Origin of the sequence: Kocuria sp. CNJ-770 (genome assembly GCF_001942375.1) — a bacterium.
GTDB lineage: Bacteria > Actinomycetota > Actinomycetes > Actinomycetales > Micrococcaceae > Kocuria > Kocuria oceani.
In genome coordinates this window covers 1-21,611 of record NZ_MKJW01000055.1, presented here as the reverse complement: position 1 = coordinate 21,611, position 21,611 = coordinate 1, and the positions used below count along the sequence as shown (strand labels likewise).

Genomic DNA, 21,611 nt, shown 5'->3' with positions numbered 1-21,611 from the left:
CGAAAACCCTATCACCAGGGCCTCCCCCGGGCGTGGCCCGGGTCACTCCCGGGGGCGGAGCCGGTTGTCCGGTGCCCCCGCCGTTGGCAGACTCGGGGGATGACACGGACCCCGGAGACGTACGACGTGGTGGTGATCGGCGGCGGGCCGGTCGGCGAGAACGCGGCCGGCCGCGTGGTGCGGGGCGGGCTGAGCGCCGCGCTCGTGGAGGCGCAGCTCGTGGGCGGGGAGTGCTCCTACTGGGCCTGCGTCCCCTCCAAGGCGCTGCTCCGCCCGGGCGCCGCGGTCGAGGCCGCCCGGGGGGTGGCCGGGGCCGCGCAGGCCGTCACCGGGCGCCCGGACGCGGCCGCGGCGCTGCGCCGCCGGGACGCCTTCGCCGCGCACTGGGACGACTCGGGCCAGGCCGAGTGGCTCGCCGGAGCCGGCGTGGAGCTGCTCCGGGGACGGGCGCGGCTGACCGGGCCGCGGCAGGTCGAGGTGACCGCCGGGGACGGGGGCGTGCGCCGGCTCGCGGCCCGCCACGCCGTGGTGCTGGCCACGGGCTCGCGCCCGGTCGTGCCTCCGGTGCCGGGGCTGGCGGACGCGCCGTTCTGGGGCACGCGGGAGGCCACCGCCGCCCGGGAGGTCCCCGGCTCCCTCGCGGTGCTCGGCGGCGGGGTGTCCGGCACGGAGCTGGCGCAGGCCTTCGCCCGGCTGGGCTCCCGGGTCACCGTGGTCGCCCGCAGCCGGCTGCTGGGCGCGTTCCCGCGGCCGGCCGCACGGCTGGTGGCCGACGCGCTGGAGGCCGAGGGGGTCACCGTCCTCGAGGGACGGGGCACGGACCGGGTCCGGCACGGCGAGGACGGCATCGAGCTCGTCCTCGACGACGGCGGGACGGTCTGCGCGGAGCGGCTGCTCGTGAGCACCGGGCGGCGCCCCGCCCTGGACGGCCTCGGGCTCGAGGAGCTCGGCCTGGACCCCGCGGAGCTGCAGGTGGACGCCTCCGGGCGGGTGGCCGGACCGCAGGAGCAGTGGCTGTACGCGGCGGGGGACGCCGCGGGCGGCCCGCTGCTGACCCACCAGGGCAAGTACGAGGCGCGCGCCGTGGGGGACGCCGTCGTGGCCCGCGCCGCCGGGCGGCTCGGGGACTCCGTTCCCGCGTGGTCGCGGTACGCGTCCACCGCCGACGCCTGCGCCGTGCCGCAGGTGGTGTTCACCGATCCCGCGGTGGCCTCCGTGGGCCGGTCCGCGGAGCAGGCCCGCGCGGACGGGCTGGAGGTGGACGTCGTGGAGCACGACATCGACGTGGCGGGGGCCTCCTTGCACCGGGACGGCTACCGCGGCTGGGCCCGCCTCGTGGTGGACCGGCGCCGCCGCACGATCGTCGGAGCGTTCTTCGCGGGCCCGGACGTGGCGGAGCTGCTCCACGCGGCGACCGTGGCCGTGGCCGGCGAGGTTCCGGTGGAGCGGCTGTGGCACGCGGTGCCCGTCTTCCCCACGATCAGCGAGGTGTGGCTGCGCCTGCTCGAGGAGTACGGCCTGTGAGCCGCACGCCTCACAGCAGGGAGCGCAGGATCCGGGCGACGCCGTCCTCGTAGACGGTGTGGGTGACCTCGTGGCAGGCGGCGGCGACCTCGTCCGGGGCCTGGCCCATGGCGACGCCGCGGGCGGCCCAGTCGAGCATCTCGATGTCGTTGCGGCCGTCGCCGACCGCCACCGTGTGGGAGGGGTCCACGCCGAGCCGGCGGCGGACCTGCTCCAGGGCGCTGGCCTTGGAGACGCCGTTGGCGGCGATGTCCAGCCAGGCGCTCCAGCCCACCGAGTAGGTGACCCCGTGCAGGCCGGCCTCGTCGATGGCCAGGGCGAACTCCTCCGGGGTGTGCTCGGTGCTGTAGACGACCATGCGCACGGCCTGCATCTGGGCGAGCTGGTGCAGGTCCACGCCCACGGCCTCGATGCCGAAGGAGGCGTCCTGGAAGCGCTCCGTGGAGTAGAAGGACCCGTCCTCGGTCTCGAGGGCGAACTTCGCCGTGGGCAGGCGCTGCTCGAGGGCCTCGAGGGCCTGGCCGGGGTCGAAGGAGACGCACTCGAGCACGCGGTGGTAGTCGGGCAGCCCCGGGTCCAGCTCGAGGGTCATGCCGCCGTTGGAGCACACGGCGTAGCCGCGCTCCTGGCCGATGAGCTCGACCACGGGCAGGGTCGCCCCCTTGGAGCGGCCGGTCGAGATGACCACGTGGTGGCCGGCCCGGAGCACGGCGCGGGCCGCGTCGCGCACCGCCGGGGACATGTGCCCGTCGTGGTCCACGAGGGTGCCGTCGACGTCGAGGGCCACGAGGTAGCGGACCCCCGCCTCCTTCTTCCACCCGTTGGAGCGGGGCGGCTGGACCTTGAGCGGGACGCGGACGTCCGCGGCCGAGCGCGTGGGGGCGGTGGTGCCGCCGGTGTCGCCGAGGTCCTCCGAGTGTTCGACCTTCAGCGGGACGGTGGAGTTGATGCTGATCAGTTCGTGCTGGTCCTCGGTGCCAGCCGTCTTTTCTTTCGTCATGCGGGACATGGTGCCACATGACACCGACAGGGTGACCAGCATTTCGGTATGAGATGAATACGGGTCGAACGCGACCCGTCGGTTCAGCGCCGGACGGGGATGGTCTCCTGGCCGCGCAGGTAGGGGCGCAGCGCCTCCGGCACGCGCACGGACCCGTCCGCCTGCTGGTGCGTCTCCAGGATCGCGGCCAGCCAGCGGGTGGTCGCGAGCGTGCCGTTGAGGGTGGCCACCGTGCGGGTGCCGCCCTTGCGGGCCTTGCCGGCGTCTTCCGTGCTGCCGGGCAGCCGCTCGCGCACGTTGAGCCGCCGGGCCTGGTAGGTGGTGCAGTTGGAGGTCGAGGTCAGCTCGCGGTACCGGCCCTGGGTGGGCACCCACGCCTCGCAGTCGAACTTGCGCGCGGCCGAGGCGCCGAGGTCCCCGGCGGCGGTGTCGATCACCCGGTAGGCCAGCTCGCAGCGGGTGAGCATCTCCTCCTCCCAGCCGAGCATCCGCGCGTGCTCGGCCTCGGCGTCCTCCGGGGAGCAGTAGACGAACATCTCCAGCTTGTTGAACTGGTGGACGCGGATGATGCCGCGGGTGTCCTTGCCCCCGGAGCCGGCCTCGCGGCGGTAGCAGGAGGACCAGCCCGCGTAGCGCAGCGGCCCGTCGGCGAGGTCGAGGATCTCGTCCGCGTGGTACCCGGCGAGGGGCACCTCGGAGGTGCCCACCAGGTAGAGCTCGTCCTTGCCCACGTGGTAGATCTCGTCCGAGTGGGCGATGTCGAAGCCCGTGCCGCTCATGATCTCCGGGCGCACGAGGTTGGGCGTGGTCATGGGGACGAAGCCGTTGTCCAGGGCCAGGTCCTGGCCCATGAGCAGCAGGGCGGTCTCGAGCCGGGCGACGTCGCGCTTGAGGAAGTAGAACCGTGCCCCGGAGACCTTGGCGCCGCGCTCCATGTCGATGCCGTCCACCAGCTCGCCGATCTCAAGGTGGTCGCGGGGCTCGAGGCCCTCGGCGGCGAAGTCCCGCGGCTGCCCCACGGTCCGCAGCACGACGTAGTCGTCCTCACCGCCGGTGGGGACGCCGTCGAGGATCAGGTTCTCGACCACGGAGACCAGCTCGTCCTGTCGGGCGCGGGCCGCCTCGGAGGCCGCCTGCGCCTCCTTGACCCGGGCGGCCAGCTCCTTGACCTCGGCCAGCAGCGCCTGCTTCTCCTCGCCCCGGGCGCGGGCCACCTGCTTGCCGAACGCGTTCTGCTCGGCCCGCAGGTTCTCGTACTCGGTGATCAGGTTGCGGCGCGCGACGTCCGCCTCCAGGATCCGGTCGATCAGGGACGAGTCCGCCCCGCGGGCGCGCTGCGAGGCGCGGAAGACGTCGGGGTGCTCACGGAGCTGGTTGATGTCGATCACCCTGACAGGGTACCGAAGACCCGTGCTCGGGCCGGGCGGGGCCGGCGGGTTAGGCTGGAGGACCGCCGCCATCCGCCCGGCGCCCCGGAACGGGCGCGCCGCGCCGTGCGGTCACCGCACGATGCCGCCCACCCCCAGCACCGCCGAACCGAGGAGTCCTCGCGTGACCGCCACTCCAGTGGGCCCGAAACGGGTCGCCGTCGTCATCAACCCGATCAAGGCCGACGCGGACCTCGCCCGCGACGCCATCATCATCGGCTGCCGCAAGGGCGGGCTGCCGGACCCCGTCTTCTTCGAGACGGAGGAGGACGACCCCGGGTTCTCCATGACCCGCCGGGCGCTGGAGCAGGGCTTCGACCTCGTCCTCGCCGCCGGCGGCGACGGCACCGTGCGGGCCGTCGCGGAGACCCTCGTCGACGGGGACGTCCCGATGGGCCTGCTGCCGCTGGGCACGGGCAACCTCCTGGCCCGCAACCTCGGCGCCGACCTCGGCGACCCGCACCGCAACGTGGACATCGCGCTCTTCGGCGCGGAGCGGGCCATCGACATGGCGACCTTCCGGGTGGAGCTGGCCGACGGAACGGTGCAGGACCACGCCTTCTGCGTGATGGGCGGGGCCGGCTTCGACGCGCAGATCATGACGGACACCAAGGACGAGCTCAAGAAGCTGGTCGGCTGGGCCGCCTACGGGGAGGCCGGGGTCCGGCACCTGTTCGCCCCGCCGCGGTGGGCCCGGTTCCGGATCGACGACGGCGAGTGGCAGAGCCGCCGGGTGCGCTCCGTGATGGCCGCCAACTGCGGGATCCTCACGGCGGGGATGATCCTGGTGCCCCAGGCGAAGATCAACGACGGCGTGCTGGACCTCGTCGTGATGTCCCCGCGCAGCACCCTGGAGTGGGCGCTGATGGCCGCGAAGGTCGTGTTCCGGCAGCGGCGGGACCTGCCCGTGATCGAGTTCTTCGCCGGGAAGAAGGTGCGCGTGGAGTTCCACGAGCCCATCGAGTCCCAGGTGGACGGGGACGGCACGGGACGGATCACCGGCTTCGAGTCCGAGATCCTGCCGGGCGTGCTCTCGGTGCGCGTGCCCCCCTCCCAGGCCGACTGACGCGCGGGCCCGCCGGCCCGGCCGGGCGGCCGGCCCGCGCGGCCTGCGGGCTGGTCCAGTCGACCGGGCCGGTTCAGTCGACCGGGTCGGGGCGGCGGCTGAGACCCGCCACGAACGCGCCCATCAGGGCGACCACCGCCCCGCCCACCGCGAGCAGCGGGCCGCGCCCCTGGTCCGGGAACGAGGACACCGGCTCGGGGATGACCCGGGCGGCCGGCACGAGGTCCTCCACCGTCCGCGGGTCGTCGGCGGCAGGGGCCGGAGCGGGCTCGGTGCGGACCACCCCGGAGGTCTCCGGGGTCGCGGCGGCGGCCGGGGGCGCGGCGAGCACGCAGGCCAGCACGGCGGGCGCGGCGGCGAGAGCGAGACGGCGGGCGGCGGGAGCAGGCATGATGGCACCTCCGGTCGGGCTCGGCACCGACCCGGGGGGTCGATCGACACCGGCTGAAGATCGCGGGAACGGACGTGCCCGCACCACCCATGGTGCATGTATTCGCAATAGCTAACAAGCGGCGGGCGGCGCGGGACGTTCCGTTACGCGGGACCCGCTCCCGCCGCCCCGGGCCTGTGGGCCCCGCGGCCCTGCAGCGCGGCGACCCAGGCGGCGGCCTCGCGGAAGGCGCCGTCGGAGTGGTGCCGCGCCACGGTGGCGAGCTTGTGGTCGGCGCGCGGGTAGGAGCCGAGGAACCGGGTGCTCGGGCAGACCCGGCGCAGGCCCATGAGGCGTCGGCCACGCGGGCGTCGTGCAGGTGCCCGTCCACGTCGACGCTGAAGAAGTACTCCCCCAAGAAGTTGCCCGTGGGACGGGACTCGATCCGGGAGAGGTTCACCCCGCGGGTGGCGAACTGCTCGAGGATCTCCATCAGTGCCCCGGCCCGGTCCTCCCACAGCGGGATGACCAGCGTGGTGCGGTCCGCGCCGGTGCGCGGCGGCAGGGGCGCGTCCGGGCGGGCCACGAGCACGAAGCGCGTCACCGCGGCCCGGTTGTCCCCGATGTCCTCGGCGAGCACCTCGAGCTCGGGGTGCTGCTCGACGACCACGGGAGAGCACACCGCGGCCTCGAAGCCGGGCTCCGCCGCCGCACCGGGCAGCAGCGACAGGGCCGCCGCGGCCGTGGAGGACGCCGGGACGTAGTCGGCGCCGGGCAGGTGCCCGTCCATCCAGCCGCGCACCTGCGCCCAGGCGTGGGAGTGCGTGGACACGGTACGGACGTCGGCGAGGGTCGTGCCCGGCGCGGCCACGAGGACGAAGCTGACGGGCACGAGCGCCTCGCGCACGATGCGCAGCTCGCTGCCGGTGGCCACGGCGTCGAGCGTGGCGGTCACCCCGCCCTCCACGGAGTTCTCGATGGGGACCATCGCGGCGTCGACCTCGCCGGCGCGGACGGCCGCGAGCGCGACGGGCACGGAGGACACCGGGCGGCGCTCGGCCTCCCGCGCGCCCTCCACGCCGAGCAGGGCGGCCTCCGTGAAGGTGCCGGCGGGGCCCAGGTAGGCGTATCTCAACGGACGGTCGGCGTCTGGCCCGTCTCGGACACCATGGGCTTCTCGGCGTCCATCCACGCCCCCATGCCGCCCAGGACGTTGACCGGGTCGAAGCCGTACTGCTGGAGGTAGGCCGTGGCCCTCAGCGAGCGGCCGCCGGAGCGGCAGATCACGTAGACGTCCTCGTCCGCGGGCACCTCGCCGTAGCGCTCGGGGAGCTGGCCCAGCGGGATGTGCTGGGCGCCCGCGATGTGCCCGGCCTCCCACTCGGTGTCCTCGCGCACGTCCAGGATGCGCGCGTCCTCGGGGATCTCCTCCACCGAGGCGCTGGGCAGGTTGTCCAGGTTGTCCATCGTGCGGGTCCTCTCGTTGCGGGTGGGTCTGCGCTGACCAGCCTAGTCCGCGGCCGCTGCGGCCGCGGTCCGGAACGGTGCGCCGGCCACGGCCGCAGGACGGCCTCCTGCGGCACGGCGAGAGCCGCCGTGCCGCAGGGGACACGGCGCCGAGGGGCGCCCGCTCAGGGGGAGACGATCTCCTCGTCCTGCAGCGGGAGCTTCTCCTCCCGCCGGGGCGCGTGGATGAGCTTCCTGTTGGCGAACTCCTCGATGCCGAACCGGCCGAGCTCCCGGCCCACGCCGGAGCGCTTGATGCCGCCGAAGGGCAGGTCCGGGGCGGTGCCGGTGACCTCGTTGACGAAGACCATGCCGGACTCGATCCGGGACGCGACCTCCCGGGCCGCGTCCACGTCCGCGGCGAACACCGACCCGCCCAGGCCGAAGGGCGAGGAGTTGGCCAGCTCGACGGCCTCGTCCGCGTCCCGGACCCGGTGCACCACGGCGACGGGCCCGAAGATCTCCTCCTCGTAGGCGCGCATCTGCGGGGTGACGTCCGTCAGGACCGTGGCCTCCATCCAGGCCCCCGGACGGTCGACCGGGGTGCCGCCGGCGCGGACGGTGGCACCCTTCTCGACGGCGTCCTGCAACTGCGCGGCCACGCCGTCGCGGGCCGCGACCGAGGACAGGGGGCCCAGCAGGGTCTTCCGGTCGGTCGGGTCCCCCGGCTCGACCGCGTCCATGGCCTGCGCGAACGCGTCGACGAACCGGTCGTAGGCCTCCTCGACCACGATGAAGCGCTTGGCGGCGGTGCACGCCTGCCCGGTGTTGCCGAGCCGGCCCAGCACGGCGTGCTTGACCGTGTTCTCGAGGTCCTCGGCGTCGAGCACGACGAACGGGTCGGACCCGCCCAGCTCGAGCACGACCTTCTTGAGGTGGCGGCCGGCGAGCTCGGCGACGGCCGACCCGGCGCGCTCGGAGCCCGTGAGGGACACGCCCTGGACGGTCCGGGCGGGGATGACGATCTCGGCGATCTGCTCGTTCGTGGCGAAGACGTTGCGGTAGACGTCCTCGGGGAACCCGGCCTCGCGGAAGAGCTGCTCCTGGACCAGGGCGGCCTGCGGCACGCTGGGCGCGTGCTTGAGGACGACGGTGTTGCCGAGCATCAGGTTCGGGGCCGCCAGCCGGGCGACCTGGTAGTACGGGTAGTTCCACGGCATGATGCCGAGGATCGAGCCGGTGGGCTCCAGCACCACCTCGGCGTCCCCGCCCGTGGAGGGCTCGAGCTTCTCCCCGGCCATGAACCGCTCGGCGTTCTCGGCGTAGAACTCGTAGATGCTCGCCACGAGGAGCACCTCGCCCACGGCCTGGCGGGCGGGCTTGCCCATCTCCTCGGTGAGCAGGGCGGCGAGCTCGCGCTTGCGCTCGCGGTAGAGCTCCGCCAGCGCGCGCATGCGCGCGGCGCGCTCCGGCACGGGCGTGCTGCGCCAGCTGCCGAAGGCCCGGTGCGAGCGCTCGACCACCTCCCGGACCTCGGCGTCGGTGGCGGTCGGGAACTCCCGGACGGTCTGCCCGGTGGCGGGATTCACTGTTGCGTAGGTCATGCCCCCGAGCCTATGCGCGGGCTCCCCCCGGCCGCACGGGACCGCGTCCGTGTTCGCCGCGGGCGTCCCCGGGGTCCGGACTTTCAGGTGGCTCACAGAAACGAAACAATGGCTGTGTACGTTGTCCCCCGGCCGCCGGACCTCCGCACGGCCCCCCCCCCACCGGACACCCCACCCCGGCGTCCCCGACACGAAGGAATCACGGCCATGAGCAGCAACGAACCCCGGGGCGCGACACCGCTCGCCCCGGACCGCGAGGACCACGGCTTCAAGAAGGTCCTGGGCCGCCTCGACGCGATCGGCCTCGGCTTCGGCGCGATGATCGGCTTCGGCTGGGTCATCCTCACCGGGGACTGGCTGGTGGAGGCCGGAACCATGGGCGCCGTGCTCGCCCTCGTGACCGGCGGGCTGATCATGGCCGTGGTCGGCCTGGTCTACGGCGAGCTCGTGGCGGCCATGCCGTACGCGGGCGGTGAGCACAACTACCTGCTGCGCGGCATGGGCGCCCGGTGGGCCTTCATCGGCTCCTGGGCCATCACCGGCGGCTACATCACCATCGTGGCCTTCGAGGCCGTGGCCGTGCCCCGCACGGTGCAGTACATCTTCCCCGGCCTGAGCCAGATCCCGCTGTGGACCGTCGCCGGCTTCGAGGTGAACCTGACCTGGGCCCTGGTCGGGGCGCTGACCGCCGTCCTGATCACCGCGATCAACATCCGGGGCGTCAAGCACGCGTCCACGGTGCAGATCTTCGTGATCCTGTTCCTGCTGATCGTGGGTCTGATGATGCTCTTCGGGGCGTTCACCCGCGGCTCGGTCGCCACCATGGAGCCCTTCTTCACGAGCGGCACCGCCGGCTTCTTCCTCGTGCTCGTCACCGTCCCGTTCCTGTTCGTCGGCTTCGACGTCATCCCGCAGGTCTCCGAGGAGATGCACCTGCCGGCCAAGCAGCTGGGCGGGACCATCATCGTCTCCGTCCTGCTCGCCGCGGCGTGGTACGTCATGGTCGTGCTCACCACGTCCTCGGCGATGTCCGGCGCGGACATCGCCGGCGCGGACATCGCCGTGGCCGACGCCATGGGCGCCATGTTCGGCAGCACCGCCGTCGCCAACCTGCTCATCGCGGGCGGTCTGGCCGGCATCCTCACCTCCTGGAACTCCCTGCTCATGGGCGCGTCCCGCCTGCTGTGGGCGCTCGGCAACTCCCGGATGGTGCCGCGGTGGTTCGGCCGGCTGCACCCCAGGTACGGCACCCCGGCCAACGCCCTGCTGTTCGTGGGCGCCATCTCCTTCGTGGCGCCGTTCTTCGGCGCGGAGATGCTGGGCTGGCTGGTGGACTCCGGCTCCCCGTCGATCGTGATCGCCTATGCCCTGGTCTCGGTGGTCTTCGTGATCCTGCGCCGGCGCGAGCCGGACATGGACCGTCCCTTCAGGATCGGGGGCCGCAGCCACGGCGGCACGGCCATCGGCGTGCTCTCGGTCGTCCTGTGCGTCGGCCTCATCAGCCTGTACCTGCCCGGCATGCCCGCGTTCCTGAGCGCGCCCGCCTGGACGATCTTCGGGCTGTGGTGGCTGCTCGGTCTGGTGTTCCTGCTGCGCATCCCCACCGGGATCCACCCCGGGGTCGACGCCGAGCACCGCCTCGTCGCCGAGGTCGACCGCCGGCGCCCGAGCGCCGGGGCCTGATCCGGCACAGCATCCCGGGGCGGCTCGGACGAGGCACCCCGGGATGCTGTGCACTGTGCCCATCGGGGCACAGAAAGTTCAGCACTCCGCCTTTCGGGCGGAGAGCTAGTCTGAGCTCGTCGAGGGGCCACGGGGCCTCCCCGGCAGCCCCCGGCGACCGGCCCGGCACCCGGTGCGGCGTTCCGGGGGGACACCGGGGCCCGTCACGGTCGCCCGGGGACTCGTACCATGGACGAGCGGGCCCAGTGCTGTCGCCCGCCCGTCCGACCACCCCGTTGACGCACCGAGCAGGCACCGGCCCCGGTGCCCGGGGCGTGCGTCGAGATAGAGAGGCTGATTCATGAGCATCACGGACCAGACGGCCACGGCCGCTCCCATCCAGGACCGCATCTCCGCGCTGCTGGCCAAGACCCCCACCGGGCTGCTGATCGACGGCCAGTGGCGGGAGGCCTCCGACGGGGGCACCTTCGAGGTGGAGAACCCCGCCACCGGCGAGGTGCTCGCCACCATGGCCTCGGCCACCCGCGAGGACGCCGCCGCCGCCATGGACGCCGCCGCGGCCGCCCAGGAGTCCTGGGCCCGCACCCCCGCCCGGGTCCGCTCGGAGATCCTGCGCCGGGCCTTCGACCTCGTCCAGGAGCGCGCGGAGGACCTGGCGCTGCTGATGACCCTGGAGATGGGCAAGCCCGTCGCCGAGGCCATGGGCGAGGTGAAGTACGGGGGTGAGTTCCTGCGCTGGTTCTCCGAGGAGGCCGTGCGCGACTACGGCCGCTACGTTCAGGCACCCGAGGGCACCCTGCGGATGCTGGTGACCCGCAAGCCGGTGGGCCCGTGCCTGCTGATCACCCCGTGGAACTTCCCGCTGGCCATGGCCACCCGCAAGGTCGCCCCTGCCGTGGCCGCCGGCTGCACCATGGTGCTCAAGCCGGCCCGGCTGACCCCGCTGACCTCCCAGTACTTCGCGCAGATCATGATCGACGCCGGGATCCCGGCCGGGGTGCTCAACGTGGTCTCCTCCAAGTCCGCCTCGGACGTCTCCGAGCCGATCATGGCCGACCCGCGCCTGCGCAAGGTCTCCTTCACCGGCTCCACCCCGGTGGGCAAGCAGCTGATGAAGGCCGCCACCGACAACGTGCTGCGCACCTCCATGGAGCTCGGCGGCAACGGCCCGCTGATCGTCTTCGAGGACGCCGACATCGACAAGGCCGTGACCGGGGCGATGGCCGCGAAGATGCGCAACATGGGCGAGGCCTGCACCGCGGCCAACCGGCTGCTCGTGCACGAGGACGTCGCCGAGGAGTTCATCGCCAAGCTGGCCGAGAAGATGGCCGCGCTCACCGTCGGGCCCGGCGTGGACGAGGGCGTGAGCGTCGGCCCGCTCGTGGAGGCCAAGGCCAGGGACTCCGTGGAGGAGTTCGTCGCCGATGCCGTCGAGCGCGGGGCGAAGGTCGTGGTCGGGGGCTCCCGCGTGGAGGGGCCCGGCTACTTCTTCCAGCCCACCCTGCTGCGCGACGTGCCCAAGGACGCGAGGGCGGTGTGCGAGGAGATCTTCGGCCCCGTCGCCCCGGTGGTGACCTTCGCCGACGAGGACGAGGCGGTGGAGCTGGCCAACGCCACCGAGTACGGGCTGGCCTCCTACGTGTTCACCGAGAACATCTCCCGCGGCCTGCGCATCGGCGACCGCATCGAGTTCGGCCTGATGGGCCTCAACGTCGGGGTGATCTCCAACGCCGCGGCCCCCTTCGGCGGGGTCAAGCAGTCCGGCCTGGGCCGGGAGGGCGGGGCCGAGGGCATCGCCGAGTACACCACCACCCAGTACATCGGCGTGGAGAACCCCTGGGCCGACGTCCCCAACCCCGGCACCGGCACCCCCGCCTGACCTCCGTCCCCGGACGGTCCGCACCCCGTTCCCGAAAGGACGTCTCCCATGACCGAGACCCTGCCCGACATCCAGTACCGGCTGGAGCAGGTCCGCCGCATCGAGGGCACCCTGCCCGGCCCCCGTTCCGGGGAGCTGTCCGCCCGCCGGCAGGAGGCCGTCGCCTCCGGCGTCGCCTCCAGCGTGCCCGCCTACGCGGCGGACGTGGACGGCGGGATCGTGCTCGACGTCGACGGCAACCAGCTCGTCGACCTCGGCTCCGGCATCGCCGTGACCACCGTGGGCGCCTCCGCCCCCGCCGTGGTCGCCCGGGTCAAGGAGGCCGTGGAGCACTTCACGCACACCTGCTTCATGGTCACCCCCTACGAGGGCTACGTGGCCGTCGCGGAGAAGCTCGCCGAGCTCACCCCGGGCGACTTCCCCAAGAAGGCCGCGCTCTTCAACTCCGGTTCCGAGGCCGTCGAGAACGCCGTGAAGATCGCCCGGGTGCACACCGGCCGCCAGGCGGTCGTCGTCTTCGACCACGCCTACCACGGCCGCACCAACATGACCCTCGCGATGACCGCCAAGGTCATGCCCTACAAGCAGGGCTTCGGCCCGTTCGCCGGCGAGGTCTACCGTGTGCCGGTCTCCTACCCCTTCCGCGACCCGGAGGGCATGACGGGCGCCGAGGCCGCCCGCCGCGCTCTGCTCCAGGTGGAGAAGCAGGTGGGCGCGGGCAACGTGGCCGCCGTCGTGATCGAGCCCATCCAGGGTGAGGGCGGCTTCATCGTGCCCGCCGAGGGGTTCCTGCCGGCGCTGTCCCAGTGGTGCACCGACAACGGCGCCGTGTTCGTCGTCGACGAGGTCCAGGCCGGCGTGGCCCGCACGGGCAAGTGGTTCGCGGTGGACCACGAGGACGTGGTGCCCGACCTGATCACCGTGGCCAAGGGCGTGGCCGGCGGCATGCCGCTGTCCGGCGTCGTCGGCCGCGCCGAGATCATGGACTCCGTGCACGCCGGCGGCCTCGGCGGCACCTACGGCGGCAATCCCGTGGCCTGCGCCGCCGCCCTGGGGGCGCTGGAGACCATCGAGGAGTGGGACCTCATCGCCCGTGCCCGCCGGATCGAGGAGATCATCCGCGAGGAGCTCACCCCGGTGGCCGAGGAGACCGGCATCGTCGGGGAGATCCGCGGCCGCGGCGGCATGATGGCGCTCGAGTTCGTGCTGCCCGGCGGCAAGGAGCCGGACGCGGACGCCGCCAAGGCCATCGCCGCGGAGTGCCTGGCGCAGGGCGTCATCATCCTGACCTGCGGAACCTTCGGCAACATCGTGCGCCTGCTGCCCCCGCTGGTCATCGGCGAGGACCTGCTGCGCGACGGCCCCTCGTGCTCGTCGCCGGTCGGCACCGGATGCGGTCAGCCGGAGCAGCGCTCCTGCAGGGCCCGGGCCTCCCGGGCGACGCTGAGCATGGACCGTTCGCCCTGCCGGTACTCGTCGACGGCCTCGCGGACCGAGGCGATCTGCCCGGAGAGCTCGGGCGGCGCGGTGGCGGCGAGGTCCTCGACCTCGGCGAGCAGCCCGGCCGGGTCCTCCTGCAGCCGCTCCGGGGCGGTGCGGGCCGCCTCCAGCACCCGGGCGCAGGTCTCCTCCACGGTGCTGACCGAGGCCCGGTCCGAGGCCCGGGCCGACGCGCTGCCGGAGGCCGACGGCGCCGGGGCGCCGGGCTCGGCCTCGCGCTCGAAGAGGGAGCAGCCGGTCAGGGCCAGGAGCAGGGCGGACGCCGCCGCGGCACGGGCCGCGGCGGAACGGGGCGGGCGGGAGGTCGGCACGGGGGCCCTCCTGTGCGGATCGGGGACCGCGGTCGCGGTCCGGGCGCCCTCACCCTACTAGCCTGGGCACCACGCCCCACAGTGTGTCCCGGACCGCCGTCCCCGGACCGCCGTGGCCGAGACAGGAGCCGCCGTGACCGGGATCGGGGACCTCACCGCCGTGCAGCTGCGGGACGCGCTCGCGCGCGGGGAGCTGAGCGCCACGGAGACCACGGAGTTCTTCCTCGCCCGGATCGAGGAGCGCAATCCGCAGCTGGGCGCGTTCGTGCACGTGGCGCACGGACCGGCGCTCGCACGGGCCCGCGCCCTCGACGCCCTGCCCGCCGGTGCGCCCCGCGGGCCGCTGCACGGGGTGCCGCTCGCGGTGAAGGACCTGCACGACGTCGCCGGCATGCCCACCGGCTACGGCTCCGCGGCCGTGGCGGACCCGGGGACCGGGGCGGCGGCCGCCGCCGAGGACGACGACCTCGTGGCCGTGCTCACGGCCTCCGGCGCCGTGTGCCTGGGCAAGACCCAGGTCCCCGAGTTCGGCCTCAACTGCTACTCCGAGAACCTCGTGGCCCCACCCGCGCGGAACCCGTACGATCCCACCACCGGCGCCGGCGGATCCTCCGGCGGCCAGGCCGCTGCCGTGGCGGCCGGCATGCTCCCCCTGGCCCCGGGCTCCGACGGCGGGGGCTCCGTGCGCATCCCGGCGGCGGCGTGCGGTCTGGTGGGCCTGAAGCCCAACCGCGGGCGGGTGCCCACCGCCGACGCGCAGTCGGACGCCGCGCAGCTCGTGGTCAACGGACCCATCGCCCGCACCGCGGAGGACGCGGCCCTGCTGCTGGACGTGCTCTGCGCCCCGGCCCGCGGACCGGCCCACGGCAACGTGGTGCACCGGGCGGTGGCCGCCGCACCGGAGTCATCCTTCCTCGAGAGCGTGCGGGCCGCCCGCCGGGGGAACCTGCCCTGGGGCGGGCGGCCGCTGCGGATCGGGGTGAGCACCGCCTCGCCCTTCGACACCGTCCACGACATCGAGGTCTCCCCCGAGGCGCGGGCCGCCCTCGACGCGGGGGTCGCCCGACTGCGGGCGGCCGGGCACGAGGTCGGCGAGGCCTCGATCGGCTACGACCCCGAGTATCCCGGGGCATTCTTCGACGTCTGGACCACCTCGATGGGCACCGCGCCCCTGGACCACGAACAGGCGCAGCGGCTGACCGGCCTGGCGGCGGCGTTCCGCGCCCGCGCCCTGCGCCGCTCGGCCGTCGAGCTCGCGCGCGCCGTGGGCACGCTGCGCCGGATCGAACAGGACGTGATCCGGGCGTACGGGGCCTGGGACATGGTGCTCACGCCCGCGCTCGCCATGACGCCGCGGCCTCTGGGCTGGTACTGGGCCGGGCACGACCAGGAGGACCCCGCCGGCGCGGACCAGGACTACAGGCGTCAGTGCCAGTACACGCCGTGGACCTCCGTGGTGAACGTGGTGGGCCTGCCCGCGGTGACCGTCCCGACGCTGTGGACCAGCCCGGCGGTCGGCGGGCCGGTCGTCCCGATGGGGGTCCAGCTCATCGGCCGCCCCAGCGCGGAGGCGCAGCTGCTCGCCGTCGTCGCGCAGCTCGAGGACGCCCCGCACTGAGTCGCCCGGCACCCGGACGCGGCCCCGGCCCACCGCGCCCGCACCCGCGGCGGACCTGCCGCACGCGAGCGCCCGCCGGCCGTGGCACGGCCGGCGGGCGCGCTGGGTCCGCGGCGGGCTCAGGCGTCCGGCGTGGTGGCCGCCTCGGGGTCCTCCTCCGGCTCGAAGCCGGTCCGGTCCTCGTCGGTGGTCAGCCCGATGCCCTGCTCGTTGTCGGGGACGGTGCCCTCCGGGCCCTTGCCCGAGTCCTCGTTCGTCTCGTCGGGTGCTTCGCTCATGCTGCCGGCCTCCTTGCTGGGTCGTGTCACTGGGTCGTGCGCTCGCTGGTGCCCTCATCCTGTCCCACCGGCCCCGATTCCTCCAGGTCTCCCGCGCGCGCCTCGCGCAGAGCGGAATCGGCGAAACCTGGCGACGTGATCGCGTGCCAGCCTCCGCGCGCCGCGGAGGCTGGCGGTAGGTTGGGCGGCATGACCAATCGTGCGGGCGCCGTCGCCCAACCCAGTGACCTCGTCGACCTCGGCAAGCTCCTCGACGCCTACACGGACGTCGTGCCGGACCCGTCCGACCCGGACCAGCGCGTGGCCTTCGGCACGTCCGGGCACCGGGGCTCGTCCCTGAAGGGCTCGTTCAACGAGCAGCACATCGCCGCGATCACGCAGGCGATCGTGGAGTACCGCGCCGGCCAGCGGATCACCGGGCCCCTGTTCATGGGCAAGGACACCCACGCGCTCTCCGGGCCCGCCCAGGACACCGCGCTCGAGGTGCTGGCCGCCAACGCCGTGACCGTCCTGCTGGACTCCCGCGACGGCTACGTGCCCACCCCGGCGCTGTCCCACGCGATCCTCACCCACAACAGCGGCCGGGTCGAGGGCATGGCCGACGGCATCGTCATCACCCCCTCGCACAACCCGCCCTCCGACGGCGGCTTCAAGTACAACCCGCCCAACGGCGGCCCCGCCGACACCGACGCCACCGAGTGGATCGCCCGGCGCGCCAACCAGTTCCTGGAGAACGGCATGGCGGGGGTCCGCAGGGTGCCCCTGGCGCAGGCCCGTGCGGCGGGGACCACCGGCGGCTACGACTTCCTCGAGGAGTACGTGCGGACGCTGCCGGAGGTCATCGACCTCGGCGTGATCCGGGACTCCGGCCTGCACATCGGCGCCGATCCCATGGGCTCCGCCTCCGTGGCCTACTGGGGCGAGATCGCCCAGCGCTTCGGGCTGAACATGACGGTGGTCAACCCGTCGGTGGATCCGCAGTGGGCGTTCATGACCCTGGACTGGGACGAGAAGATCCGGATGGACTGCTCCTCGCCCTCGGCCATGGCCTCCCTCATCGGCGCCCGGGACAAGTACGACATCGCGACCGGCAACGACGCCGACACGGACCGCCACGGCATCGTGACCCCGGACGCCGGCCTGATGAACCCGAACCACTACCTCGCCGTGGCGATCGACTACCTCTTCCGGCACCGCACCGGGTGGTCCCCGGAGGCCGGGGTCGGCAAGACCCTGGTGTCCTCCTCGATCATCGACCGGGTCGCGGCTCCCTGGGCCGCGAGCTCGTGGAGGTGCCGGTCGGCTTCAAGTGGTTCGTGCCCGGGCTGATGGAGGGCTCGATCGGCTTCGGCGGCGAGGAGTCCGCCGGCGCCTCCTTCCTGCGCACGGACGGCTCCGTGTGGTCCACGGACAAGGACGGGATCATCCTCGCGCTGCTGGCCTCGGAGATCACGGCCCGGACCGGGAAGACCCCGTCCCAGCGCTACGCCGAGCTCACGGCGGACTTCGGCGCGCCCGTCTACCAGCGCATCGACGCGCCCGCGACCCGCGAGCAGAAGGCCGCGCTGAAGCAGCTCTCCCCCGCCCAGGTGGAGGCCGACACCCTGGCCGGGGAGCAGATCACCGCCAAGCTCACCAACGCCCCCGGCAACGGCGCGGCGATCGGGGGACTGAAGGTCACCACCAAGAACGCGTGGTTCGCGGCGCGCCCGTCCGGCACCGAGGACGTCTACAAGATCTACGCGGAGTCCTTCCTCGGCGAGGAGCACCTGGCGCAGGTGCAGCAGGAGGCCAAGGCCCTGGTGGACGACGTCATCTCCTGAGGCGGCCCCGGCCGCCTCAGGGCCGCGGCCGGACCCAGACCGCCTCGGCGGCCAGGACGCCCACCTCCACGACGGCCCCGCCCACCGTCACGGCCACGCCCCGGGGCAGGACCTCGCCCAGCACGAGCTCCGTCCCGGGGCGGATGCCGGCCTCGCCGAGCCGGCGCAGCCGGCCCGGGTCGGCGTCGGAGACCCGGGCCACCACCGCGGTCGTGCCCGGCGGGACCTCGGCCAGCAGCACGGCCGTGGCCGGCGGCACGGTGCCGTCCGGCCGCGGGATGGGGTCCCCGTGCGGGTCCCGCTCCGGGTGGCCGAGGAGGGCGTCCACCCGGGCGATGAACCTCTCGCTCACCGCGTGCTCGAGCACCTCGGCCTCCTCGTGCACCTCGTCCCACGCGTAGCCGAGCCGGGTGGCGAGGAAGGCCTCGAGGACCCGGTGGCGCCGGACCATCTGCACCGCGACCTCCCGGCCCCGGTCCGTCAGCACGATCCCCGCGTGCTCGGTGCGGCCCAGCAGGTTCTGCGCCGTGAGCTTCTTGACGGCCTCCGAGACGGTCGACGGCGACAGGCCCAGCCGCTGGGCCAGGCCGGTGGTGGTCACCGGGTCGGCCGACCACTCCTGGGCCAGCCAGACGGTCTTCAGACAGTCCTGGACGGACCGGTTCAGCTCCTCCGCGCGCATCCCACCAGGGTAGCGACCCGCGGAGCGGCAGCACCCGGCCGCCGGGAGCCGGACGTGGTGGCGCATTGTCCACGCGGCGGCCCCCCGTGTCACGAAGAACCATTCGGAATCTTTCGTGTTGCGCACTGTGACGCCGCCCCGGACACACCGGACGCCGGAGCCTAGCCTGGGAGCAGTGCCCGAGCGGCCCCGGCGCCGCGGTCCCCGTCCTCCCCGGAAGGAATCCCATGTCTCTCCACCTGCTCGAGATCGTGCCCGCCTCCCCGTCCAAGGACGCCGTGACCCAGCTCATCGCCACGGTCTCCGAGGCCGTCCCCGCGGCGGGCGCCGAGGTCATCGAGTCCCAGGTCACGGCCGATCACGGACGGGTCTTCGTGATCGTCGAGGCCGAGGACGCCGCCGAGGGCCTCGCCGGGACGGTGCGCTCCGCCGCCGGTGACGCCGCCACGGAGGTCACCGGTCCCGACGCCGTGCGCCTCGTGGGCGCCGAGCTCGAGGACATCAAGAAGCTGCGGGGTGACGCCCAGTACCTGGTGGAGTGGGACATTCCCGCCGAGATCACCATGGAGCAGTACCTGGCCCGCAAGAAGGCCAACTCCCCGAAGTACGCCGAGGTGCCCGAGGTCTCCTTCCTGCGCACGTACGTGCGCGAGGACACCGCCAAGTGCCTGTGCTTCTACAACGCCCCCGACGAGGCGTCCGTGGAGCGGGCCCGCCAGGCCGTGGGCACCCCGTTCGACCGGCTGTTCAAGCTCAACGTCTGAGCGGACCGCAGCACTCGGCGGCACGGCGGCCCCCACGACCCGGGGGCCGCCGTCGTGCGTCCCGCCCCCGGACCCGCCCCGCCGTGCGCACCGGCCCCGCCCCGCACACCCCGGCAGAACGGAAGACCATGACCCAGTCCACCCGCCCTCCGTCCGCGCCCGGCGGGCCGGCCCTCGGCGGCCGGCCCCTGCTCGCACCGCTGGTCGACTACCCCGACCACGACGTCGTCCGCCGCACGGCCGCGGCACGGGCGCACGACGTCGACACGGCCGTCGAGTCCCCGTGGGAGACCCTGCGCGAACTGGGGGCCCGGGGGCTGCTGGACCTCGGGCTGAGCGGGTCGCTGGCCCAGCAGGCCGCCGTCGTGTTCGACCTGGCCACCGAGTGCACCGCCACGGCGTTCTCCCTGTGGGCGCACCGTGCGACCGTGGAGTACCTGGCCGCCACCGGGACGGAGATCCCCGCGGACGTGCGGTCCGGGGCCGTGCCCGGGTGCTCGGCGATGGCCCCGGCGTTCAAGGACGCCGCCGGCATCGGGGAGATCCCCGTGACCCTCACCGACGGCGCCGCGGGACCGGTCCTCAACGGCACCGTGCCGTGGGCCTCCAACCTGTACCCCGAGGGCGTCGTGGTGCTGCCCGCCGTGCGGGAGGACGGCTCGCGCGCGGTGCTCCGCACCCGGGTCGCGGCGCCCGGCGTGACGGTGCGGCTGCTCGAGGACCTGATGGCGCTCAACGCGACGGCCTCGGGGGTGCTCGTGCTCGAGGACGTGCCCGTCGACCTCGCCGAGGACCTGCTGAGCGAGGACGTCCCGTCCTTCCTCACCGCCGTCCGGGGCCCGTTCCTGCTGCTGCAGACCGCGTTCTGCCTCGGCCTCTCGGCCGCCGCGCTGACCGCCGCGCACGAGAGCATGCAGGGCGTGGCGGACGTGTTCCGGGAGGAGCTGGAGCAGGCGACCGCCGACCACGGGCGGCTGCGGGCCGAGCTGCTGCGCCTCGCGGAGGCACCCCGCGAGGCGGGGCCCCGGGAGCTGTTCTCCCTCCGGCTGGACGCCGCGCTGCTCACCGGCCGGGCCACCCGGATCGAGGGGAAGGTGGTGGGCGGGCGCGGCTACGCCATGTCCTCCCCCACGGCGCGCCGGGCCCGCGAGGCCGCGTTCCTGCCCGTGCAGTCCCCCACGGAAGGTCACCTGCGGTGGGTGCTGCAGAACCTCGCCTGAGCCGCGCCGCCCCGCGGCCCGCGCTCACCGTCCGCGGGCTGCGCAAGAGCTACCCGGGGGCCTCCGCCCCCGCCCTCGACGGGGTGGACCTGACCCTGCGCAACGGCGAGACCCTCGCGGTGCTGGGCCCCAGCGGCTCCGGGAAGTCGACCCTGCTGCGGGCCATCGCCGGGCTCGAGCCCCTGGACGGGGGCAGCATAGAGTTCGGTGACGCCGACGACCGCTTCGCCGTGGTCTTCCAGGACCCCGGGCTGTTCCCCTGGCTGTCGGTGCGCCGGAACATCGCCCTGGGCGGGCGGTACCGGCGCAACCGCGACCGCTTCGAGGACTCCAGGGTGGACGAGCTGCTCGAGATCCTCGGCCTGGCCCAGCTCGCGCACACCCCCGTCCAGGAGCTCTCCGGCGGGCAGGCCCAGCGCGTGTCGGTGGGCCGCGCGCTCGCGGTGGACCCCGACGTGCTGCTGCTCGACGAGCCGTTCAGCGCCCTGGACCCGGCCACCCGCAAGGACCTCCAGCTGTGGCTGCGCGCCCTGACGACCGAGCTGGAGCTGACGGTCTTCCTCGTGACCCACGACGTCGACGAGGCCATCACCCTCGGCGACCGGATCGGCTTCTTCGCCGGTCCGCGCGGATTCCGGCAGCAGTGGGTGCCGGCGCAGGACGGCACGACGGCCGAGCAGATCCTCGCCCACTACCGCGGGGCCGACGACGGCTCCGGGAACTGGGTCATATGAGCACCGGCGGGCCGAGCCGGCGGGTGCTGCTGCGGGCCGGGGCCGGGGCGGCGGCGCTCACCGGGCTCGGCTGGGGAGCCGGGGCCCTGTACGCCGACCGCCAGCAGGACGCCCGGGCGGCGTCCGGGCCGGCGCGCCCGGTGCGGATCGGGTACCTCCCCATCACGGACGCCTCCCCCCTGCTGGTCGCCCACGCCAACGGGTACTACCAGGACGCCGCCGTGCCGGTCGCCGAGCCGGTGCTCTTCCGCAGCTGGGCCTCCCTGTCCGAGGCCTTCGTGGCGGGCAAGGTCGACGTGATCCACATGCTCATGCCCATGGCCCTGTACATGCGCTACGGGCTGCGGGCCGACGTCCGCATCACCGCCTGGAACCACATCAACGGGTCCGCGCTCACGGTGCGCCCGGACGTGCACCGGCTCGGGGACCTGTCCGGGGAGTCGGTGGCGATCCCGGCGTGGTGGTCCGTGCACAACGTGATCGTGCAGAAGATGCTGCGCGAAGCCGGCCTCACCCCGGTGATGCGCGAGACCCCGTCCCGGCAGGACCGCACCGTCGCCCTCCTGCCCATGGCCCCCTCCGACATGCTCCCGGCCCTGAACAACGGGTGATCGGCGGCTACGTGGTGGCCGACCCGTTCAACGCGGCCGCCGAGGCGAAGGAGGTGGGGACCATCCACCGG

At 74.0% G+C, this 21,611-nt stretch carries 16 protein-coding genes and 3 pseudogenes; 11 read left to right on the top strand and 8 right to left on the bottom strand.

The genetic code is table 11. The features are described 5' to 3' along the window. The first annotated feature begins 99 nt into the window (after window positions 1–99). Window positions 100–1,524 carry an NAD(P)/FAD-dependent oxidoreductase gene (locus tag BJF77_RS02560; RefSeq protein ID WP_075871188.1) on the top strand — a complete coding sequence of 475 codons (1,425 nt, stop codon included), beginning with the start codon at window positions 100–102 and terminating at the stop codon, window positions 1,522–1,524. 10 nt (window positions 1,525–1,534) lie between these two features. On the opposite strand, the gene BJF77_RS02555 is transcribed toward BJF77_RS02560, so the two are convergent. Together BJF77_RS02555 and serS are read right to left on the bottom strand one after the other, a co-directional pair. After that, the gene (locus tag BJF77_RS02555) at window positions 1,535–2,533 is read right to left on the bottom strand and encodes an HAD family hydrolase (protein ID WP_047801551.1); all 999 of its coding nucleotides are present in this window, start codon (window positions 2,531–2,533) and stop codon (window positions 1,535–1,537) included. A gap of 74 nt (window positions 2,534–2,607) precedes the next feature. Beyond that, window positions 2,608–3,912: a serine--tRNA ligase gene (serS, locus tag BJF77_RS02550; RefSeq protein WP_075871187.1), complete on the bottom strand. Its 1,305-nt coding sequence runs from the start codon at window positions 3,910–3,912 to the stop codon at window positions 2,608–2,610. 163 nt (window positions 3,913–4,075) lie between these two features. On the opposite strand from serS, the gene BJF77_RS02545 reads away from it, so the two are divergent. Further along, the gene (locus BJF77_RS02545) at window positions 4,076–5,017 is read left to right on the top strand and encodes a diacylglycerol kinase family protein (protein ID WP_047801553.1); all 942 of its coding nucleotides are present in this window, start codon (window positions 4,076–4,078) and stop codon (window positions 5,015–5,017) included. 73 nt (window positions 5,018–5,090) lie between these two features. Here BJF77_RS02545 and BJF77_RS02540 read toward each other — a convergent pair whose 3' ends face one another. From BJF77_RS02540 to BJF77_RS02525, 4 genes and pseudogenes are all read right to left on the bottom strand, one after another. Then, complete coding sequence (locus BJF77_RS02540; RefSeq protein WP_047801554.1) at window positions 5,091–5,408, bottom strand: hypothetical protein; 318 nt, start codon at window positions 5,406–5,408, stop codon at window positions 5,091–5,093. A gap of 143 nt (window positions 5,409–5,551) precedes the next feature. Then, a pseudogene (gene pheA / locus BJF77_RS02535) lies at window positions 5,552–6,522 on the bottom strand (prephenate dehydratase). Continuing rightward, window positions 6,519–6,854 carry a rhodanese-like domain-containing protein gene (locus tag BJF77_RS02530; RefSeq protein ID WP_047801556.1) on the bottom strand — a complete coding sequence of 112 codons (336 nt, stop codon included), beginning with the start codon at window positions 6,852–6,854 and terminating at the stop codon, window positions 6,519–6,521. The pseudogene pheA and the gene BJF77_RS02530 overlap by 4 nt, the downstream one beginning before the upstream one ends. Before the next feature lie 164 nt (window positions 6,855–7,018). Further along, window positions 7,019–8,437: an NAD-dependent succinate-semialdehyde dehydrogenase gene (locus BJF77_RS02525; protein WP_047801557.1), complete on the bottom strand. Its 1,419-nt coding sequence runs from the start codon at window positions 8,435–8,437 to the stop codon at window positions 7,019–7,021. A gap of 207 nt (window positions 8,438–8,644) precedes the next feature. On the opposite strand from BJF77_RS02525, the gene BJF77_RS02520 reads away from it, so the two are divergent. From BJF77_RS02520 to BJF77_RS02505, 4 genes and pseudogenes are all read left to right on the top strand, one after another. After that, a complete protein-coding gene (locus BJF77_RS02520; RefSeq protein ID WP_075871186.1) occupies window positions 8,645–10,120 on the top strand; it encodes an APC family permease in 1,476 nt (491 codons plus the stop codon). A 340-nt stretch (window positions 10,121–10,460) separates the two neighbouring features. After that, a complete protein-coding gene (locus BJF77_RS02515) occupies window positions 10,461–11,999 on the top strand; it encodes an NAD-dependent succinate-semialdehyde dehydrogenase (RefSeq protein WP_075871185.1) in 1,539 nt (512 codons plus the stop codon). A gap of 48 nt (window positions 12,000–12,047) precedes the next feature. Further along, window positions 12,048–13,361, top strand: a pseudogene (gene gabT, locus BJF77_RS02510) (4-aminobutyrate--2-oxoglutarate transaminase); the annotation flags it as partial. Between the two features lie 582 nt (window positions 13,362–13,943). Beyond that, the gene (locus BJF77_RS02505; RefSeq protein ID WP_075871184.1) at window positions 13,944–15,428 is read left to right on the top strand and encodes an amidase; all 1,485 of its coding nucleotides are present in this window, start codon (window positions 13,944–13,946) and stop codon (window positions 15,426–15,428) included. A 119-nt stretch (window positions 15,429–15,547) separates the two neighbouring features. Here the strand turns inward: BJF77_RS02505 and BJF77_RS20415 are convergent, their stop codons facing one another. Continuing rightward, complete coding sequence (locus BJF77_RS20415) at window positions 15,548–15,706, bottom strand: hypothetical protein (protein ID WP_158041167.1); 159 nt, start codon at window positions 15,704–15,706, stop codon at window positions 15,548–15,550. 189 nt (window positions 15,707–15,895) lie between these two features. Here BJF77_RS20415 and pgm point away from each other — a divergent pair. After that, window positions 15,896–17,529, top strand: a pseudogene (gene pgm, locus BJF77_RS02500) (phosphoglucomutase (alpha-D-glucose-1,6-bisphosphate-dependent)). Window positions 17,530–17,545: 16 nt separating this feature from the next. On the opposite strand, the gene BJF77_RS02495 reads toward pgm, so the two are convergent. Further along, window positions 17,546–18,211, bottom strand: a complete 666-nt coding sequence (locus tag BJF77_RS02495) for a metal-dependent transcriptional regulator (RefSeq protein ID WP_047802428.1) — start codon at window positions 18,209–18,211, stop codon at window positions 17,546–17,548. A gap of 227 nt (window positions 18,212–18,438) precedes the next feature. On the opposite strand from BJF77_RS02495, the gene BJF77_RS02490 reads away from it, so the two are divergent. From BJF77_RS02490 to BJF77_RS02475, 4 genes are all read left to right on the top strand, one after another. Further along, a complete protein-coding gene (locus BJF77_RS02490) occupies window positions 18,439–18,975 on the top strand; it encodes a DUF4242 domain-containing protein (protein WP_075871183.1) in 537 nt (178 codons plus the stop codon). Window positions 18,976–19,103: 128 nt separating this feature from the next. Then, window positions 19,104–20,195 carry an acyl-CoA dehydrogenase family protein gene (locus BJF77_RS02485; RefSeq protein ID WP_083664927.1) on the top strand — a complete coding sequence of 364 codons (1,092 nt, stop codon included), beginning with the start codon at window positions 19,104–19,106 and terminating at the stop codon, window positions 20,193–20,195. Continuing rightward, window positions 20,171–20,929 carry an ABC transporter ATP-binding protein gene (locus BJF77_RS02480; RefSeq protein WP_238985986.1) on the top strand — a complete coding sequence of 253 codons (759 nt, stop codon included), beginning with the start codon at window positions 20,171–20,173 and terminating at the stop codon, window positions 20,927–20,929. Before BJF77_RS02485 ends, BJF77_RS02480 begins: the two co-directional genes overlap by 25 nt. Beyond that, a complete protein-coding gene (locus tag BJF77_RS02475; protein WP_255396104.1) occupies window positions 20,926–21,540 on the top strand; it encodes an ABC transporter substrate-binding protein in 615 nt (204 codons plus the stop codon). Before BJF77_RS02480 ends, BJF77_RS02475 begins: the two co-directional genes overlap by 4 nt. Window positions 21,541–21,611: the final 71 nt, after the last annotated feature.

Bases quoted from the DNA above. Each gene is read 5' to 3' on its own strand.
- BJF77_RS02475 (WP_255396104.1), top strand. From the start codon at position 20,926: ATGAGCACCGGCGGGCCGAGCCGGCGGGTGCTGCTGCGGGCCGGGGCC.
- BJF77_RS02555 (WP_047801551.1), bottom strand. From the start codon at position 2,533: ATGTCCCGCATGACGAAAGAAAAGACGGCTGGCACCGAGGACCAGCAC.
- BJF77_RS02520 (WP_075871186.1), top strand. From the start codon at position 8,645: ATGAGCAGCAACGAACCCCGGGGCGCGACACCGCTCGCCCCGGACCGC.
- BJF77_RS02490 (WP_075871183.1), top strand. From the start codon at position 18,439: ATGTCTCTCCACCTGCTCGAGATCGTGCCCGCCTCCCCGTCCAAGGAC.
- BJF77_RS02495 (WP_047802428.1), bottom strand. From the start codon at position 18,211: ATGCGCGCGGAGGAGCTGAACCGGTCCGTCCAGGACTGTCTGAAGACC.
- BJF77_RS02525 (WP_047801557.1), bottom strand. From the start codon at position 8,437: ATGACCTACGCAACAGTGAATCCCGCCACCGGGCAGACCGTCCGGGAG.
- BJF77_RS02540 (WP_047801554.1), bottom strand. From the start codon at position 5,408: ATGCCTGCTCCCGCCGCCCGCCGTCTCGCTCTCGCCGCCGCGCCCGCC.
- BJF77_RS20415 (WP_158041167.1), bottom strand. From the start codon at position 15,706: ATGAGCGAAGCACCCGACGAGACGAACGAGGACTCGGGCAAGGGCCCG.
- BJF77_RS02485 (WP_083664927.1), top strand. From the start codon at position 19,104: ATGACCCAGTCCACCCGCCCTCCGTCCGCGCCCGGCGGGCCGGCCCTC.
- BJF77_RS02560 (WP_075871188.1), top strand. From the start codon at position 100: ATGACACGGACCCCGGAGACGTACGACGTGGTGGTGATCGGCGGCGGG.
- BJF77_RS02530 (WP_047801556.1), bottom strand. From the start codon at position 6,854: ATGGACAACCTGGACAACCTGCCCAGCGCCTCGGTGGAGGAGATCCCC.
- BJF77_RS02515 (WP_075871185.1), top strand. From the start codon at position 10,461: ATGAGCATCACGGACCAGACGGCCACGGCCGCTCCCATCCAGGACCGC.